14 protein-coding genes are annotated in these 18,746 nt (G+C 63.1%); 8 read left to right on the plus strand and 6 right to left on the minus strand.

Translation table 11 applies throughout. The features are described from left to right. Window positions 1-260: 260 nt before the first annotated feature. Complete coding sequence (locus VGE08_RS10520) at window positions 261-2,570, plus strand: EAL domain-containing protein (RefSeq protein ID WP_331067832.1); 2,310 nt, start codon at window positions 261-263, stop codon at window positions 2,568-2,570. 7 nt (window positions 2,571-2,577) lie between these two features. Here the strand turns inward: VGE08_RS10520 and VGE08_RS10525 are convergent, their stop codons facing one another. The 3 genes from VGE08_RS10525 to VGE08_RS10535 form a co-directional block, all read right to left on the minus strand. Beyond that, window positions 2,578-2,988: a YbaN family protein gene (locus tag VGE08_RS10525; protein WP_331067833.1), complete on the minus strand. Its 411-nt coding sequence runs from the start codon at window positions 2,986-2,988 to the stop codon at window positions 2,578-2,580. Window positions 2,989-3,056: 68 nt separating this feature from the next. After that, window positions 3,057-5,102 (minus strand): sodium-translocating pyrophosphatase, encoded by a 2,046-nt coding sequence (locus VGE08_RS10530; RefSeq protein WP_331067834.1) that lies wholly within the window; start codon window positions 5,100-5,102, stop codon window positions 3,057-3,059. 178 nt (window positions 5,103-5,280) lie between these two features. Continuing rightward, window positions 5,281-6,588: a 6-phosphofructokinase gene (locus VGE08_RS10535; RefSeq protein ID WP_331067835.1), complete on the minus strand. Its 1,308-nt coding sequence runs from the start codon at window positions 6,586-6,588 to the stop codon at window positions 5,281-5,283. A 118-nt stretch (window positions 6,589-6,706) separates the two neighbouring features. Between VGE08_RS10535 and VGE08_RS10540 the strand changes: the two genes are divergently transcribed. Beyond that, entirely contained in the window at window positions 6,707-7,744 is a 1,038-nt protein-coding gene (locus VGE08_RS10540) for an adenylate kinase (RefSeq protein ID WP_331067836.1), read from the plus strand. Between the two features lie 318 nt (window positions 7,745-8,062). On the opposite strand, the gene rnd is transcribed toward VGE08_RS10540, so the two are convergent. Beyond that, window positions 8,063-9,187 carry a ribonuclease D gene (gene rnd / locus VGE08_RS10545; protein ID WP_331067837.1) on the minus strand — a complete coding sequence of 375 codons (1,125 nt, stop codon included), beginning with the start codon at window positions 9,185-9,187 and terminating at the stop codon, window positions 8,063-8,065. A 92-nt stretch (window positions 9,188-9,279) separates the two neighbouring features. Between rnd and VGE08_RS10550 the strand changes: the two genes are divergently transcribed. The 3 genes from VGE08_RS10550 to VGE08_RS10560 are packed head-to-tail and all read left to right on the plus strand — an operon-like array spanning window position 9,280 to window position 11,805. Continuing rightward, on the plus strand, window positions 9,280-9,795 hold the full coding sequence (locus VGE08_RS10550) for a hypothetical protein (RefSeq protein WP_331067838.1): 516 nt from the start codon (window positions 9,280-9,282) through the stop codon (window positions 9,793-9,795). Window positions 9,796-9,836: 41 nt separating this feature from the next. Beyond that, a complete protein-coding gene (gene mpl, locus VGE08_RS10555) occupies window positions 9,837-11,207 on the plus strand; it encodes a UDP-N-acetylmuramate:L-alanyl-gamma-D-glutamyl-meso-diaminopimelate ligase (protein WP_331067846.1) in 1,371 nt (456 codons plus the stop codon). A gap of 16 nt (window positions 11,208-11,223) precedes the next feature. Further along, on the plus strand, window positions 11,224-11,805 hold the full coding sequence (locus tag VGE08_RS10560) for an LON peptidase substrate-binding domain-containing protein (protein WP_331067839.1): 582 nt from the start codon (window positions 11,224-11,226) through the stop codon (window positions 11,803-11,805). Here VGE08_RS10560 and VGE08_RS10565 read toward each other — a convergent pair. Further along, window positions 11,802-12,677: a CPBP family intramembrane glutamic endopeptidase gene (locus VGE08_RS10565; protein ID WP_331067840.1), complete on the minus strand. Its 876-nt coding sequence runs from the start codon at window positions 12,675-12,677 to the stop codon at window positions 11,802-11,804. The genes VGE08_RS10560 and VGE08_RS10565 overlap by 4 nt on opposite strands. 231 nt (window positions 12,678-12,908) lie before the next feature. Here VGE08_RS10565 and VGE08_RS10570 point away from each other — a divergent pair, with 231 nt between their 5' ends. Then, window positions 12,909-13,331, plus strand: a complete 423-nt coding sequence (locus tag VGE08_RS10570; protein ID WP_331067841.1) for a hypothetical protein — start codon at window positions 12,909-12,911, stop codon at window positions 13,329-13,331. A gap of 54 nt (window positions 13,332-13,385) precedes the next feature. On the opposite strand, the gene VGE08_RS10575 is transcribed toward VGE08_RS10570, so the two are convergent. Further along, window positions 13,386-15,119 carry a hypothetical protein gene (locus tag VGE08_RS10575; RefSeq protein ID WP_331067842.1) on the minus strand — a complete coding sequence of 578 codons (1,734 nt, stop codon included), beginning with the start codon at window positions 15,117-15,119 and terminating at the stop codon, window positions 13,386-13,388. Between the two features lie 222 nt (window positions 15,120-15,341). Here VGE08_RS10575 and VGE08_RS10580 point away from each other — a divergent pair, with 222 nt between their 5' ends. After that, window positions 15,342-16,277 carry a glycosyltransferase gene (locus VGE08_RS10580; protein WP_331067843.1) on the plus strand — a complete coding sequence of 312 codons (936 nt, stop codon included), beginning with the start codon at window positions 15,342-15,344 and terminating at the stop codon, window positions 16,275-16,277. Window positions 16,278-16,317: 40 nt separating this feature from the next. After that, on the plus strand, window positions 16,318-18,291 hold the full coding sequence (locus VGE08_RS10585) for a capsule assembly Wzi family protein (RefSeq protein ID WP_331067844.1): 1,974 nt from the start codon (window positions 16,318-16,320) through the stop codon (window positions 18,289-18,291). The last annotated feature ends 455 nt before the right edge of the window (window positions 18,292-18,746 follow it).

The raw sequence follows: 18,746 nt of genomic DNA on the forward strand, positions 1-18,746 counted from the left end.
ACCCTGAAATGTTCTTCAGGGACGCATTCAGGCCAATATTCCTCTGCTCGCCGCATACAATATGGTCAATCCCCCCGGCAGATGTTGAACCGTTCGCTATGCTCCGTTCCGGTGACCGTCGTAAGTGCCCCGGCGATTTCGACCAGACAACCAGGTGCTCGCGTGAATCCTAGCGGCGCCGTTGTAACCAACCGAAAGTGCGGGTCCCCGCGTGCGGTGGCTCGTTCAATCAGGGGATCGAAGGACAAGAGCGTTTCAATGTGAGTGCCCTGTTGGGGACTTTGACCATTTCTCTCGCCGTCGCAGTCGTGCTGCTGCTGGGTTTCATTCTCTGGCGGGAGCGCCGGAGCGCGGCTCTGACGCGCGCTGCTGGCCAGCTGGAGGGCATCGTGCGCTCGGGCCGGTTTGCGGAGCGCATTCGCGTCAACGGGCCAGCTGCCGAATTCGCCGAGAGTGCCAACCGCCTGCTCGAACAGATGGCGATGAAGGACCTGATGATCGGCGAGCGCGAGCGCTCGCTGGTAGGTCTGCTCGCCGGCCTGCAGGAAGCGGTCGCCGTGCATCGCGATCACATCGTGTTCGCCAATCAGCGGTTCGCGGCGTTGACCGGCAGCCCCAGCGCCGAGCAGCTCACCGGCAAGACGATCGCCGACCTGCTGCATCCGGATTACACCGAGCTGGTGACTGAACACCTGCGCCGTTCGCTGGCGGGCGAACCGGGTCTGGAGCGTCTGGAAATCGAGCTGCATCCGGATGAAGACGGCGGCACCGCGCGCGTCGAGTTGTCCGCCGTGCGCATCGACTACCAGGGCGGGCCGGCATTGCTGTTGACGCTGGTCGAGATGGGCCCGCGCTCCATGCCGGTGGCCGCGGTGGCTCGCGGTCGTCCCACCGCGTGGGAAACGCTCGACTCGCTCGGCGAGGGCATCATCACCACCGACGTGAGTGGTCGCATCGACTATGTCAATCAAGCCGGCGAGCAGTTGATGGGTGTGACCGCCGTCGACGCTCTCGGCAAGAGCATCACGGACATCATTCAGTTGCTGGACGAGAGCGATCGTCGCTCGCTGGGCGATCCGGTGCGTCATTGTCTCGCCACGCAGTCCAAGGTCACCGCCGGCCGGCGTGGCTTGATGATCTCGCGCAGTGGCAATGAAGAGCGCTCGGTGGAGCTCACCGTTACGCCGCTGAAAGGTCAGAAGGGCGACCTGGTCGGAACCGTGGTCGTGGTTCGCGATGTGAGCGAGCTGCGCGGTATCACCAAGCAGATGTCGTATCAGGCCAGCCACGACGCGCTCACCGGCCTGGTGAATCGCCGCGAGTTCGAGCGCCGCCTGGAAGAGGCGCTGCAGACGGCGCATACCAACGAAGGCAAGCACGTGCTGTGCTACCTCGACCTCGACCGCTTCAAGGCCGTGAACGACACCTGCGGTCACATGGCCGGCGACGGCATGCTCCGCGAGGTTGCGGCGCTGATCAAAGAAACGGTGCGCGATTCGGATACCGTCGGCCGCCTGGGTGGCGATGAGTTCGGACTGTTGCTGGTCGGCTGTCCGCTGGACAAGGCGCGGCAGATCGCCGACGACGTGGTGCGCAAGATCAGCGACTACCGCTTCGTGTGGAAGGACAAGATTTTCAACATCGGCATCAGCGTCGGCTTGATCGAGATCTCGCGCGAAAGCGGCGCGCCCGATGAAGTGATGAGCGCAGCCGACTCGGCCTGCTATGTCGCCAAGAAGCAGGGCAATCATGTGCACGTCTACTCGGCGCGCGATGAGGCCGTCGCGCGCCATCGCGGCGAGATTCAGTGGCTGCAGCGGCTGCAGTCGGCGCTGAAGGACAACCGTTTCGAATTGATGGCGCAGCCCATCATTGCCTCAGCTGCGACCGATACCGGGCCGGCGCTGGAAGTGCTGCTGCGCTTGCAGGACGACAATGTCCCGGGCGGCATTTCTCCGGCGGAGTTTTTGCGTGCGGCCGAGCGCTATCGCCTGATGTCGGATGTGGATCGCTGGGTGGTGCAGACGGCGCTGACCGCGCTGGGCCGTGGCGGCATTCGCTTGCCGTCCAGCCGCAGTCTCTCGATCAATCTTTCCGGCCAGACGCTGGGCGATCCGCAGTTCCTGGAGTTCGTGGTCGACGTGCTCGACCGCACCGGGGTGTCGCCGAATCAGCTGTGCTTCGAAGTCACCGAGAACTCGGTGATCACCAACATCGAACATGCGCAGCGTTTCATCGGCGTGTTGCACGGCATGGGCTGCCAGTTCGCGCTCGACGATTTCGGGCGCGGCCTGTCGTCGTTCGGCAATCTGAAGAACCTGTCGCTCGACTATCTGAAGATCGACGGCACGTTCATTCGCAACCTGGCCGTGGACTCGGTGAATCAGGCCATGGTGGCGGCGATGATCAAGCTGGCGCGCACGCTGAACTTCCGGGTGATCGCGGAGCAGGTCGAAGATGCCGGTGCGCTGGATGCGGCCAAGAAGATGGGCGTGGACTTCCTGCAGGGCTTCTATCTCGGTCGTCCGCAGCCACTAGCCCGCGTGGTGCCGGCGCGCAGCATCGTTTAGCGCGCAGTCACTGAATTTCGGGCGGCGGCTCCGGCCGGAACCACAGCCACATCAGCACGATTGCCATGAAGCCCGTGACGGCTTCGGCGAGCCACATCCTGGACGTGGTGAGAAACAAGAGTCCCGCGCACGCTGCCATCATCACCGTGGCCGTGATCTTCGCGCGACGGCTCACCGCGCCGTACTTCCGCCAGTTGCTCAGCATCGGGCCGAAGGTGGGATTGCCCTCCAGCCATAGATGAAAGCGTGGTGAGCTGCGCGCCGCGGCCCAGGCGGCCATCAAGATGAATACCGTCGTCGGCAGGCCGGGCACGAAAATGCCGATCACTCCCAGCGCCACGCACAGCCCGGCAAACAGCAACAGCAGATAACGGGCCGCCGCGGGCAAGCGGGGAGCGGGCTTGCGTGAGTCATCCATCTGCGGAGTCTGCACCAATAAAAAGGGCGCAGCGATGCTGCGCCCTTCGTGCTCGACGTTGGCGAGATTTACAGCAACGGCACCAACAGCAGCGCCACGATGTTGATGATCTTGATCAGCGGATTGATCGCCGGGCCCGCCGTGTCCTTGTACGGATCGCCGACGGTGTCACCCGTGACCGCCGCCTTGTGCGTCTCCGAGCCCTTGCCGCCGAAGTTGCCTTCTTCGATGTACTTCTTGGCGTTGTCCCACGCGCCGCCGCCCGTGCACATGGAGATGGCGACGAACAGGCCGGTCACGATCGTGCCGATCAGCAAACCGCCCAGCGCGCGAATGCCCGCGCCCGGCCCCATGAGGAAGTTCATGCCGAAGGCCACGATCACTGGCACCAGGATGGGCAGCAGCGACGGCACGATCATTTCCTTGATGGCCGCACGCGTCAGCATGTCCACGGCCTTGGAATAGTCCGGCTTGGCCGTGCCTTCCATGATGCCCTTGATCTGCTGGAACTGGCGGCGCACTTCCACCACCACTGAGCCGGCCGCGCGGCCCACGGCTTCCATCGCCATGGCGCCGAACAGGTAGGGCACCAGGCCGCCGATGAACAAGCCGATGATCACCGCCGGATCGGACAGCGAGAACGCCTGCAGCTTGCCGGCGGCATCGAGGTTGTGGGTGTAGTCGGCGAACAGCACCAGCGCGGCGAGACCCGCCGAGCCGATGGCGTAACCCTTGGTGACCGCCTTGGTCGTATTGCCGACCGCATCGAGCGCGTCGGTGATCTTGCGCACGTCGCCCGGCAGGCCGGACATCTCGGCGATGCCGCCGCCGTTGTCGGTGATCGGACCGTACGCGTCGAGCGCCACGATCATGCCGGTCATCGACAGCATTGCGGTAGCCGCGATGGCGATGCCGTACAGATCGGCGATGTGATACGCGCCCCAGATGGCCGCGCACACCGCGAGCACCGGCAGTGCCGTCGACTTCATCGAAACCGCGAGACCCGCGATGACGTTCGTGCCATGACCGGTCTGCGACGCGGCCGCGACGTAGCGCACCGGCGAGAACTCGGTGGCCGTGTAGAACTCGGTGATCCAGATCAGCGCGGCGGTGAGCACCAGGCCGATGACGGCGCAGGCAAACAGGTCGCCGGCCGCTTCACCCATGACCATATCGCTCACGAACCAGAACGCGATCAGCGCGAGCACGCCGGATACGGCCGTGCCACGGTACAGCGCGTTCATGATCTTGCCGCCGTCGCGAGCCTTCACGAAGTACGAACCGATGATGGAAGCGACGATGGAGACCGCACCCAGCAGCAGCGGATAGATGATGTAGCGGATGTCGAGCCCGCCGTCGGCGCTCACGAACATCAAGCCACCGAGCACCATGGTGGCGACCACGGTGACCGCATACGTTTCGAACAAGTCTGCCGCCATGCCGGCGCAGTCACCGACGTTGTCACCGACGTTGTCGGCGATCACCGCAGGATTGCGCGGATCGTCTTCCGGAATGCCGGCTTCGACCTTGCCGACCAGGTCCGCGCCCACGTCGGCGCCCTTGGTGAAGATGCCGCCACCGAGACGCGCAAAGATCGAGATGAGAGAACCGCCGAATGCGAGGCCGACCAGCGAGTGCAGGGCGGCTTCGTCACCGATGACCGGGCGCATCAGCGTGAAGTAACCCGCCACGCCGATCATGCCGAGACCCACCACCAGCATGCCGGTGATGGCGCCCCCGCGGAAGGCGACTTGCAGCGCCGGATTGAGACCGACACTCGCAGCCTGCGCGGTACGCACGTTGGCGCGCACCGAAACATTCATGCCGATATAACCGGCCAGGCCCGAGAGAATGGCGCCGACCGCGAAACCGCCCGCCGTCGCCCAATCCAGGGCCAGACCGAGCACGACCAGCAACACCACGCCGACGATGGCAATGGTGGAGTACTGACGATTCAGATAGGCCTTGGCGCCGGCCTGGATCGCCGCCGCGATCTCCTGCATGCGCTCGTTGCCGGCAGGTTGCTTATTGATCCATCCGACCGAAATTACGCCATACAGCACGGCCAGAACACCGGCGCCGATCGCGAGCCAAAGCGCGACATCTGTGGACATCAACTTCCTCCCCCTTGCGGGCAATCGTTATGAACCGAATTTTTACCAGCAGCAGATCGTCAGTAAGGCAGTTCCAATCCAGATGGAGGCGCGCCCGCTGCACGAGCCGCGGGCAGGCTGAAGGCGCGCACGAAATACCGTGAATACACCAGTTTGAGCGGCTCAAAAAGCGCGCGGACTATAGCACAAAGGGGGTATCCAGCTTTTTCTTCACCGGCGCGTTCTTCAGCGTCACGTATTGAGGCAGGCCGTCGCGATAGGGCGGGTAGTCCTCGCCGCGGATCAGCGGGCTGAGATACCGGCGGCCCTTGGCGGTGATGTGGAAGCCGTCCGGCGTGATGTAGTCACGCGGCAGCATCTTCTCCTGATTCGCGACCTGGTCGAGCGGCGCCATGCCGATCTTCCAGCGATACGGGTTCTGCGAGGTGCGCACGATGGTGGGCATCACCGAATTATGACCCTCGAGCGCCAGCTCCACTGCGGCCTTGCCGAGCGCATACGCCTGCTCCACGTCCACCTTCGCGGCGATGTGGCGGGCCGCGCGCTGCAGATAGTCGGCGACAGCCCAGTGATATTTGTAATCGAGCTTGGTTTTCACCAGCTGTGCGATCACCGGCGCGACGCCACCGAGCTGCGCATGACCGAATGCATCGCGCAGGCCGGCATCGGACAGGAACCTGCCCTCGGCGTTCTTCACGCCCTCGGAGACCACGATGGCGCAGTAGCCGAATTTTTCCACGCACGCTTTGACGCGCGCCAGGAACTTGTCCTCTTCGAAGGTGATCTCGGGAAACAGGATGATGTGCGGAGCGTCGCCTTCCTTCTCCGCGGCGAGCCCGCCGGCGGCCGCAATCCAGCCGGCGTGACGGCCCATCACTTCCATGATGAACACCTTGGTGGACGTTTTGGCCATCGAGGCCACGTCGAAGCCGGCTTCACGAATCGACACCGCGACATATTTCGCCACCGAGCCGAAGCCGGGGCAGCAGTCGGTGAAGGGCAGGTCGTTGTCCACCGTCTTGGGCACGTGAATGGCCTGAATGGGGTAGCCCAGCTTGTCGGCCAGCTGCGAAACCTTCAGGCAGGTGTCGGCGGAGTCGCCGCCGCCGTTGTAGAAGAAATAGCCGATGTCGTGCGCCTTGAACACTTCGATCAGGCGCTGGTACTGCGCCGGGTTGTCCTCGAACTTTTTCAACTTGTAACGTGCCGAGCCGAAGGCTCCGGAAGGCGTGTGGCGCAGCGCGCGGATGGCGGCCGCGGATTCCTTGCTGGTATCGATCAGATCTTCTGTCAAGGCGCCGACGATGCCATGGCGTCCCGCGTAGACCTTGCCGATGCGGCTGGACCCGCGACGGCAGGCTTCGATCACGCCGGCAGCCGAGGCGTTGATGACAGCGGTGACGCCGCCGGACTGGGCGTAGAAGGCATTGCGGGGACGGGCCTTCTTCTTCGAGCGCGCTGTGCTCGGGCTGGGTTTCTTCGGCATGTTTCTTGACGCCTCTTGAGGCAAGGGGATGCGAGCGGTCGCAATGGTCGCGAAGGATAGCGCTCGAACGTCGCTTTCTGTACCCTCCCCGGCTCTTGTCGGGAGGTCGGATTCAAAAATGATGCGGATCGTATTGCTGGGTGCGCCCGGCTCGGGCAAGGGGACTCAGGCACAGCGCCTGCAGAGCAAATACGGCGTGCCCCAGGTTTCCTCCGGTGATCTGCTGCGCGACGCAGTGGCTCGCGGCACGGAGCTTGGCAAACAAGCCAAGTCGGTGATGGACGCCGGGCAACTGGTGTCGGATGACATCGTGCTTGGACTGATTCGCGAGCGCCTGGGCCGGGAGGATGCCGCCAACGGTTTCATCCTGGACGGCTTCCCCCGCAACATCGAGCAGGCCAATGCGCTGAACGCGCTGCTGGAAGAGATCGGTCAGCCGTTGGATGCGGTGCTGTTGCTGGATGTGCGTAACGAAACCCTGATGCAGCGCCTCGCCGGCCGCCGCATCTGCCCCCAGTGCGGCACGGTGTACAACGTGCACACCCTGCCCGAAGGCGTGAACACCTGCTCGAAGGATGGCGCGGAGCTCTATCAACGCCCCGACGACAACGAGGAAGTGATCGGCAAGCGCTTGTCCGTGTACGACGAGCAGACCAAGCCGCTGATCGAGCACTATTCCAAGCTCGGCCTGCTGCGCAAGGTGGCGGGCGAGGGCGAGCTCGAAGAAGTGTCCGAGCGGATGGAAGCCGCGGCGTTGGCGAAGCCGGTGCCGGCGTCCAAGGTGAAGGTCACCCGGTCGTCTGCTTCCCGCAAGGCACCTTCTTCGAAGAAGAAGTCTGCTGGCGGTGCCGCTGCGAAGTCGGCCAAGCCGGCAGCGAAGCAGGGTTCGGCGAAGCAGGCGGGCAAGAAGGCCGCCGGGAAGAAGGCTGCCGGGAAGAAGGCTGCTGCGAAGGGTAAGGCTGCTGGTAAGCGGAAGGCTGCCGGCAAGTCCGCTGCCAAGAGCAAGGTGGCGAAGAAGGCTGCCAGAGGCAAGGTCGCGAAGAAATCTTCCAAGCGCCCGGCCGCTCGTCGCGTTGCGAAGAAGGCTGCGCGCAAAGTTGCTCGCCGTCCGGCGAAGGCCGCGCGTCGCGGTGGCAAGGCTCGCGCGAAGAAATAGTTGTCTTACATTTCCTCGGGGGTGGATTGCGCCCACCCCCTGACCCCCTCCCGCTGGGAGGGGGAAATCATTTTCTAATTTTTTCAAGACGAACCAAGAACTTTGGCTCAACCAGCCGCCCTGATTGGCGTGCCGCATGCTTGCGGCACGCGGGCCTGCTTTTTTGAGCGCCGACAAGCTGTAGCGCACTGACTGGCTCTTGATCGGCGCGAAGTGCGGAAGTCTCGCACTGAGCTCTTGGCTCTTACCGCGCGAAGCGCGGAAAGAAGAAATAAGACTCTGTTTTCTGCCGAGCGCCGCGAAGCGGTGGCGAGGCAATCAGGGGCTTTGCAGCTTGGCGATCAGGCGATCGCCGATCACATCTTTACGCCAACCGCTGCTCAGGCGATCGGTGCGCTTCGAAAACACCAATTGTTCAACATCGCGCCGGGTCGCCAGCAACTCCGGGCTGATGTTCAATTCCTCGGCCGTCGCGCGAGTGAAGCTCATCAGCTTGGTCACCATCGCGAGCTGCTGAGGTTCAGGCCGGGGCGGCAGATTTGCAGCCGGCTCGGTGCCACCCTGTTCGCGCCCCTTGGTCACGAGCACAAGCAACTCCTCGCCGCGCCGACGAACCACGCCAGCAGGCAGCGTGCGGATGTTCTCCAGTTCCTGCGCACTGCCAGGCAGCCGCTCGGCGATTTCACGCAGGGCATCGTCCGCCAGAATCCAACCGCGAGGCTTGTCGTGTTTGATCGCCGTTTCCTCGCGCCAGTGGGCGAGCAATTTCGCGGTGGCGCGCTGCTCGGGACGCAGCCGGTCCAAACCCTTCAACCGTTTCCAAGCCGCATCCGGCTCCGTGCGATGGAGCGAAGGATCTTCCAGCTCACGAGTTTCCTCGAACAACCATTGCGTGCGTCCCGCTGCCGCAAGGAGGTCTCGCAAATTCGCATACAAGGGCACCAGATAGCGCACATCGTCGGCGGCGTACTGTAACTGCTCCGGGCTCAGCGGCCGGCGGGACCAATCGGTCCGCGTATGACCTTTCTCCAGCTGCTGCCCGAGCTGCGCGGCGACCAATGCGCCGTAGCCGATCTGTGCGGGCTGGCCCAACAGGGCAGCGGCGATCTGGGTATCGAATATCGGCCCCTGCAGCGGGCCCCGCATGGCCACGGACAACACTTCCAGGTCCTGCCGTGCGGCATGCAGCACCTTGGTGCGTTGGCGGTCGTTCAGAAAATTCCACAGCGGCTGCAGGTCCGGTACGGCCAACGGGTCGATCAGTACGCAATGGACATCCGCTGCGTCGGGCGTCAGCGTGGCGAGCTGGACCAGGCACAGCTTGGGAAAATAGGTGCTCTCGCGCATGAACTCGGTATCCAGCGCGACGAAGTCGGCGGCGGCGAGCCGGTCGAGCGCATGTAGAAGTTCAGCGGACGTGGCGACTGGTGGGGCGGCTTGCATGGGCGTGCGTGTACAATTGCTCGCATTATAGGGGAGTCGCCGGTATTACTTGCTGGCTTCGCCGGCTTGCCGCTGCAACACGCATCTTGCTCATGGTCATTTTGCGCTTTCTGCAAAGCTTCCTCGACATCGCACTGTGGCGAAAGGGACCGCAGGACCTGCCGGCGTCCAGATTCCTGGCGACCCTGGCGCTGATTGCGTACCTGGGCACGGGATTCGTACGCATGCGGCTGTTCGCCCTGGACCAGTCCACCGCGCTGCTGTTCATCTGCGTCGACGCGCTCATGCTGGGCGCCTGGCTATGGCTGGTGCTGGCGTTCTTCGGCCGCCGCCAGCGTTTCGTGCAGACCATCACCGCCCTGCTCGGGGTGGGCTTGCTGGTGCTGCTGCTCGATGTGACCATCCGTTCCATGCAACTCGCGCTCGGCTGGAGCGATGAGGTGTCGATAAACTGGGTGAGGCTGCGCTTCCTGATCACCGCGCTGGTACTGGGCCGCATCTTCATGCTGGCGCTGGATCGCAGCCTGATCACGGGCATCGGGCTGACGGTGGCCATCATCTATTCCACTCACGCGGTCGCGCAGCTGATGCTCAACCTCAGAAGTTAGCTGCCAGCATATTGGCCGCGTTCGATCACAAGCAGGGATTCATGCACGTTCACATTCTCGGCGTTTGCGGCACCTTCATGGGCGGCATCGCGGCGCTGGCGCGCGCCTCGGGCCATCGCGTCACCGGTTCGGACCAGAGCGTGTACCCGCCCATGTCCGACCAGCTGCGCGAGCTCGGCATCGACGTCATCGAAGGCTACGGCCCCGAACAGCTGAAGCTGAATCCCGACATGGTGGTGGTCGGCAACGTCATGAGCCGCGGCAATCCCCTGATCGAGGCGCTGCTGGAAAGCGATATTCCCTACACCTCGGGTCCGGAATGGCTGGCGCGTCACGTGCTCCACAAACGCTGGACCCTGGCGGTGGCAGGCACGCATGGCAAGACCACCACCTCCAGCATTCTCACCTGGCTGCTCGAATACGGCGGGCTCGATCCGGGATTCCTGATCGGCGGCGTGCCCGGCAACTTCAACGTCACCGCGCGCCTGGGCGGCGGGCAGCACTTCGTCGTCGAGGCGGACGAATACGACACGGCTTTTTTCGACAAGCGTGCCAAGTTCGTTCATTACCGGCCGCGCACCGCCATTCTGAACAATCTCGAGCACGACCACGCCGACATCTATCCGGACGTGGCCTCGATCCAATGGCAGTTTCATCAGCTGATGCGCATGGTGCCGCGGCACGGATTGGTGGTCGCGAACGCCGGTGACGCCAACGTGATGCATGTGATCGACATGGGGTGCTGGACGCCGGTGGAGCGCTTCGCCAGCGGCATGCATGGCGATACGGCGTGGTATGCCCTGGCGCCGGCAGGCGGAGACTACAGCACTTTTACCATCATGCAGGGTACCCGGGCGGTGGGCGAAGTGAGCTGGTCGATGCTCGGGCGGCACAACGCCGAGAATGCGTTGTCCGCGATCCTGGCAGCGCGCGGCGCGGGCGTGCCCATCGAGACGTCGATCGCTGCGTTGAAGGAATTCCAAGGCGTGCGCCGGCGCATGGAAGTGCGTGGTGTCGTCAATGGCATCACGGTGTACGACGATTTTGCCCATCACCCGACCGCGGTGGCGACGACCATCGACGGCCTGCGCCGAAAGGTCGGCTCGGCGCGCTTGATCGCGGTGCTTGAGCCGCGCTCGAACACCATGAAACTCGGCACCCATTCCGCGGCTTTAGCTGGTGCGCTATCGCAAGCTGATCACGTCTGGATGTATCAGGGACCGAGTGTCACTTGGGATGTCGCGGGTTCCGTTGCCGCGCTGGGCAAGCGCGCGCGGACGGTGCGGGACCTGGATGAGCTGATCACGCAGCTGGACGCAGCGCTGGTGAGCGGCGACCACGTCCTGATCATGTCCAATGGCGGCTTCGGCGGCATTCACGGAAAGTTGCTGGACCGGCTGCGCAAGCGCTAGTCGCCAAGGAGGACTCATGTCTGTGGTCCTGCCTTTGTTTCCATTGAATACGGTGTTGTTCCCGGGCGGTCCGCTGCGGTTGCGCATTTTCGAGCCGCGCTATCTCGACATGGTGAGCCACTGCATGCGGGAGAACAGCAACTTCGGCGTGGCGCTGATCACCGAAGGGCGCGAGGCCGGCGGTACGGCGCGCACTACCAACATTGGCACCACGGCGCGCATTGTCGACTTCGAACGTCTCGATGATGGCTTGCTGGGTATCACGGCGCGCGGCGAGCAGCGGTTCTCCATCGTCAACGTGAAGACGCAAAACGATGGCTTGAACATCGCCGACGTGAACCTGCTGCCGGAGGAGCCGGCCATGGAGATTCCCGAGGATCTGGGAATTCTCGCCGAGCTGTTGAAACAAGCGTTCGTGCAGGTGGGCGCGGCCTACGGCGAGGCGCCGCCGTTATACGAGAACGCCAGCTGGGTCGGGATGCGACTCGCGGAGATCCTGCCGTTGCCCATGCCGGAGAAGCAGCAGTGCCTGGAGATGGACAACGCCGTCGAGCGGCTCAGGTTGCTGCGCGAGCGGCTGGATATCCGCCAGGCCTAATTCCCGGCTGCGCGCCTCCGGCTCAAAAAAGCAAACGCGGCTGCGATAACCGCAAACCACACGAGCGCGGCCCAGCCGATCACGCCGTCGTACGAGCCCACGAGCACGGCAAACTCCGCTTCCGGATTGACTCGCGTCGCCTCGCGCAGAACCGCGATAAAGGCTACGCCGGCTGCGTGCAGCCCGACGCAGGCTGCGATGGCGCCGGTTCGCAACCGCACTAGGGCGAACAACATGCCTAGCACGGCCAGAGCCACGAACGAATCAGCGAACGTCAACGGCTGAACGTAGCGCTCGAACAGCTTGCTGAGCACCTCGAAGCCGTGCACCCACGACACATCCTCCGGCGGAACGCGCAGCTTGCCGCCGAGGAAATGCAATGAAGCGTACAAGATGCTTGGCGCGACGACAGCGGCCGTCGCGCTCGATGTGCGAGAGACTGCGGTGAACAAGACGCCGCGGAAGAATGTTTCTTCAATGAAGGCCACCGTGAACCCGGCGAGCACGCCGCCAGCGACCAGCCCGAGCCATTGAGCATTGAAGTCCGGTTTCACTTCCCTGATGTCCAGCCCGAGCAGCAATGCCGTGAGCGGCAGCATCAAGCCGATGCCGCAAGCAAAGCCGATGCCCATCTGTTTGAGGAACTCGCGGCGTGGCAGTCCATAGCCGAGCGAATCCTTGTCCGACAAGCCGAGCCGTCGTGTGAGCACCACCAGGCCGATCAAGGCGAGCAGCATTGCTATGCGATGCATTACGCGGTGCACCGGTTCGATCGAGATCAGGCTGACCAGCCACCAGGCGGGATACGTGAAGACTGCGGCCAAGAGCAAGGAGCCCGCCAGCAGGGCCACGAACAGGGCGAAGACACGCATGAGTCAGCCGCCGCCTGCGCGCGCCCGCGCGTCCGCTCGGCCTGCCCAGCACATCACGCGCGCGAAAAGCGCGGTCATTTCTGGATCATTCGCCAGATATACAGCGGATTTGCACGCGGTCAGCGCGCCTACACTGCAGCCAGCATCGAGGCTACGCGCCGCGAGGCACGGTGAATTCCAGTTCATCGGCAGCACTTTCATCAAGAGCAGTTTTTGAAGGAGATCGAAGTCATGGATGACAACAAAGCTCTGGCCATCGTGTCCGCGCTGGCCAACGGCGTCAACCCGCAGACTGGCGAGATATTCGAGGCGGATTCGCCGTATCAGTCGCCGGACGTGATTCGCGCATTGTATGTAGCCGTGCGCGCGCTGGAGATGACCAACCGGACCAAAACTCGCAACAGCCGTGCGCGCACGCCGACCAATGCCGGTAAGCCGTGGAGCGAGCAGGAGGACCGCGAACTGCTGGAGCGGTTCGACTCGGGCTTGTCAGTGCCGCAACTGGCGCAGGCGCATGACAGGACGTTCGCCGGGATTCAAGCGCGCCTGGAGCGGCATGGCCGGCTGCAGGGACAAGGCTTGCAATGGCGGGGCCGGCCTCCTGGCTTATCGGCCGGTGGGACGCGCGACGACGGTTCAGGTTCGGGAACATGATTCCCGTCAGCGCGCAGCGGCTGCGCGCTTGCCTGCAGCAACGGGATCGAGGCGCTAAGCGAGAGAGTGAAGTCTCGGCTGCTCGGTCGATTCGGCGCTGAGCAGCTGCGCCACGATCCGATCCGCGTTGAAATATTCCGCGCAACGGCTGGCGAACGCGGCGGAGCGCTTGCGATAGTGATCCATGTGCAGCAACACGTCGCCCAGCAGCTCGCCGCTTTGATCCATGTTGGCCGCGGTCAGGCCCACCGAGCCGGCCGGATGATGTTCGGCATACAGCCGCGCCTGAACCGAGTCCACGGTGATCGTGCCGTCGTCCCAGGCGTTGCGCCATTTCAGACGCGCGCGATGCGCGTTCTCGTGCAAATGGAACAAGGAGTACACCGAGGACGGATCGCTGCCGGGGCCGACGATGGCGGCAAAGCTCGTCAGCAGCCCGCCCTGCGCATCGAATTGCTCCAGTTCCAGCCGCGCATACGTGCCGGGAGTCGAGGGCTCCAGCCAGCGAAACCCGAGCAGCAACGAGCGCGCGCCGGGTGCGAGATCGAAATGGCAACTCGCTTCGGCATCGGTGAAAGAGATGGCTGCACCATCGATTTTTGCGGGAGATTGCCACGTCAGTGCATCACTCCCAACCAGCTCCAATGGTGTGGCACGCGCGCCGATATCGCGCAGATGGCGCTGGTTCTCGTCGTGGATTTGTTCTGAGAGCCAACACCCTCCGGGAACGATGACCGGTACCCCGGCGCTGAGCATTTCGAGCAGCACGCCGCTGCAGCGGGCGTAGTAGCGAGTGCTGTCATAGAGCAGCAGTCCGATGTCGGAGCTGCGGACCAGCTCGGCATAGCGTTCCAGGTCCAGCGGGAAGGGCGCATACACGATCGGCGGCGTGGCACTGTGCGTCCCGAGATCGTTCACCGTCGAGTCGAGCGCACGGCGCAGGTCGCGTCGTCGCGTCTGCATCACCAGTTGCGCGCGGCCCTTGCTCAGATAGTCGTTCCACAACCTGCGGACCACGATGGGCAGCTCTCGATAGCCTTTTTCGCGCCGGCTGTGGCCGAGGCAGGCGATGCGTACGCTGTCGCTCGATGTCTTCGATGCCGTGGGCAGCAGGAAGAGCGGGTGCACCGGATAGGGCAGCGTGTAGAACGGTGCCACGTCCAAATACTCGTATTGCGCGGTGAGCTCTCGCGTCGTGCAGTACAAATGGATGTGATGTTCCGGCACGCGCTTCAGCGCGTGCACAAAGATCTCACGCATGAAATCGCGACGAGCACGCTGGTCGGCGTAATCCGGATCGCGGCCCTCGAAGATGCCCAGGTGGATCTGCAGGTGCCAGTGAATCTTGCGATACCTGGCGGGCGCCTTTTGCAGAAACATCGCCAGGCCCTCCAGATCGATTTCCGACGCGGAGGCGAAGAACACGTGATCGCCGTGATCGAGCTCCACCTTGCTCAATAGAGCGGCGCAATCCTCGGCAAAGCTTTCCGCCAGGCGCGCTCGCTCGCGTGCCCGCCACTTGCTGCGCGTCCGCGACCACCAACTGCTCAAGGTGCCGTTGGTGGGGCCGTTCTCGACATAACGCTGCGAATAGCTCTTGTTGCGAAACACCGGATGCGATTGCCAACTCGGCGGCAACGCGGCCAGGTCGCGAAACTCGCGATGCATGGCCAGGATCGGTTGGAATCCGGCGCGCTCGGCGGCGGGCAGCACGCAACTGGCGTACGTGAAGTAGTGCCCGCCCAGATCCCTCATGGAATGGTCGATGAGAACGAATTTCTTTGTCATTGACTGGATTGCCTTCGGTCCCCCGGGGGAATCGTACTCGCTGCGAGCATTTATTGCTCGCCGCCGGTTCAGCTGTCAGTCAACGTTGATTAGCGGATAATATCCGCGCAGTAGAATTGGCTGCAGGGAGCGGGCTACCGAATCCACGTGCTAACCAGAACGTCAGCGCCTTACAAGATTCGAATCATAGGCAAAGCCAACGGGGTGGGGCTTGCGCGTGACATGAAGCTGCTCAGTGGCTGTCTGCGTGAGGACGGCCACGACGTGAGTGTGCAGGCCATCGACGACCAGGCGGCCCGGCGGCGGCGTTCGGCCTGGCGGCAACTGCTTTTGAAACTTCGGCTGGGGCGGTCGCGTCCGGACGCCGATGTCGATCTGAACATCATGCTGGAGCACGTCTGGCCGGAATTCCTGACGCAGGCCAGGAAGAGTGTGGTGGTGCCCAATCCCGAATGGTTCGACCGTCACGACTTGCGCTTCCTGCCGCACGTCGATCACGTGTGGGCGAAGACTCGCCATTCGCTGGAGATTTTCCGGCGCCTGGATCGCAATGCCCTGTTCGTGACCTTCGCCAGTGAGGACCGTCGTCGGCCGGATGTACCCCGCGAGCGGCGCTTTTTCCACCTCGCCGGCAAGAGCACCATGAAGGGGACGGACCGATTGTTGCGTGTGTGGGCGCAACATCCGGACTGGCCGACACTGACGGTCATTCAGCATGGGCGCGACGCGCACGCACCGGAGATTCAGGCGGCCAATATCGATCGCCGTCACGGCTACCTCAGCGAGGAAGATCTGCTCGAGCAGCAGAATGCCTGCATGTTCCATGTCTGCCCGTCCCTTTCCGAGGGTTGGGGGCACTACATCGTGGAGGCGATGAGTGTCGGCGCCGTGGTGCTGACAGTGGCGGCGCCGCCCATGGATGAGCTGGTCACCGAGGAGCGCGGTCTGTTGATACCTTATGAGCGTGTTGGCAAACAGCGACTGACGAGCACGTTCTATTTTTCCACTGCGGCCTTGCAAGCGGCGGTCGAGCGAGCTATGGCCATGAGCGACGAGGAGTGGTCGCGAATGTCCGCGAATGCGCGTGATTGGTTCAAGAACAATCGGGGCGATTTTCTGCTGCGGGTAAGATCGGCGCTGCGCGAGTCGATACAATAGATCGCACCGGTCCAGGCGGTCACTCGGAACAGGAGCAGGTTTGAGCAGCAGTCGAATATTCGAAGTCACCCTGGCGGTGGCCGCCGGATTGCTATCCAACGCGGCGATGGCGCGAGGCCCCACTCCTTATCTGCCACTGAATCTGTCCCCCGAGATCGAGCGCCAGATCGATCAGGTGCTGCTGCTGGCTGGACGGCCGATCGTACGTCGTCCGATCCCCGCGGCCACCGTGCTCGATGCACTGGGCGATGCTTGCCGTATCGATCAGCTGCTCTGTGAGCGCGTGAGCGCCTATCTGAGCCCCTACAAGGGTGCTCATGGACTCACGCATGTCGGCATCGAGGGCGGCGCGACGCGCAACTCAGACAGGACACTGCCGAACCGGCGAGGCATGAACGCCGAAGCTGAATGGTCGGCGTCCGTGGCGGGGCAATTCCGCCTTCACGACTACGTGCAACTGCAAGTGGGTGGCGTCGCCTACCCTGGCGAGACGATTCCCGCCGGCTCCTGGCTCAGTGTCGGCAACGAATACCTGCAGCTCGACATCGGTTATCGGGATCACTGGTGGTCGCCGTTCACCGACAGCGCCATGCTCATCGGTACGCAGGCGCCGACCATGCCCGGCATCACTCTGTCGAACTACTCGCCTGTCACTCGTTTCAATCTCACCTACGAGGCATTCATCGCGCGCATGGCGCATGTCGACGATATCGCCTTTCAGGACCGCACGACGAGCGGCAAGCCACGGCTCGCCGGCCTGAACCTGGCCATCGAACCAGTGCCTGGATGGTCGCTCGGAGCAAGTCGCGTGCTTCAGTTCGGCGGTGGCGAACGCAAGCGATCCTTCAGCGATCTGCTCAACGCCTTCTTCCGGCCAACGCGCTTCGACAATATCAGTGAAGATCTCAGCACGGACGATCAGTTCGGCAACCAGGTGGCAGCGCTCACCAGCAAGTTCGTATTTCCGACGCGCCAGCCGTTCTCGGTGTACTTCGAGTACGCCGGCGAGGACGGTTCGCGAGCCGAGGGCTGGCGTCTCGGCAACGTGTCATTATCGGCGGGCATCGACATTCCACGTTTGTGGAATCGTTTCGATTTCACTTACGAGGTCTCCGATTGGCAGAATGGCTGGTACGTGAGCGGTGTGTATCCGGACGGCACATCGAATGACGGTCACGTAATCGGACACTGGGGCGCCGACGAACGGATCGCGCGTGATGCGATCGGTGCGCAGAGCCACATGCTGCGCGTGGGCTGGGCCGCTCCGTTCGGCGGACTTTTCGACCTGCGTTATCGCACGCTGCAGAATGAAAGCTACGGCGTGGATCGGTACGAGCGCGAGCATGACTTTGCGGTGAGATATTCACGCGCCTGGAACGAGTTCGTTTACGGCGCCGAAGTCAACGTGGGTCGGGACGTTTTCGGCGAGGACTTTCGTCGCCTGGCGGCGTTCGTACGCTATTCGCCGGGCGCCCGCCACGAATTTGCCGGACCAGTAGACCCGCTGCCCGAACAGGCCACCCGGAATGTGGACTTGTTCGTCGATGCGGGCGTCAATGCGAGCCGGCTGGAGTTCGATCCATCGGACGGCGGCATTACACCGATGGAAAAAACATCGGCGGTCGGGCCGCACATCGGTGTGGGTGTTCGCCGAGCCGTCAATTCGCGCAGCGCGCTCGGCGTGCGCGTCGAAATGGACGATATAGACGGTATGACGGCGCTGGGCGTTCGCGCCATCGACTATCGTTACAATCTCAGTCGCAGGTTCGCGGTGGGCGCTTTTGCAGGAGCCATGCGCCTCGGCGCGCCGACCGCGGCGTACGGCTACTATGGTGGCGTCAGTATACAGTTGCGCGATGCAATGCCTCGCTTCGATCTGACGCTCGACATTCGCGGCACGGACAAGATTGCGCGTGACGTCTTATTGCCCAGCGATCCAGCCAACAACACCTGGGGCGACGTCCTCTATCAGGTCTATAGCGCAAATCTGTATGTGAGCTATCGATTGAAGTAGCACGTGCAGCTGATATAGTAATTGCCACGTCGAGAACTGCTGGACGAAAAAAGGCTATACAGTGGCCTGCCGAGCATCAGTGCTCCGCTGTGCCAGAGTGCCGACGTTTAGATGGCGCAGGGATCGCGCGCCGCTCTTTGCGGTTCCGTCAGTTGGCGGCAATGGAAATGAAGCAATGGATGCAAACGGCAGCTTTTCGACTGCCATGACAATCATCGAGCGGACTTGTCTACCAGCGGCGGGGCACTCCAGCCAGTCCGCGCGCTCTCGGGGTTGCCTCCACAATCGTGCCGACTCCCCTTCGGCATGTAGCACTATTGAGAATCACTTAAATGGGTGACAGCTCAGAACAGCTCGGCCTGTTTCCAGAACGCAGTGACCAGCGTGCAGCGACGCTGCATCGATCGCAGTCTGGAACTGGCGTGTTGCTTCAGATGGGTGAGATCTTTGGCGCA

Source organism: Steroidobacter sp. (assembly GCF_036406195.1).
Lineage (GTDB): Bacteria > Pseudomonadota > Gammaproteobacteria > Steroidobacterales > Steroidobacteraceae > Steroidobacter.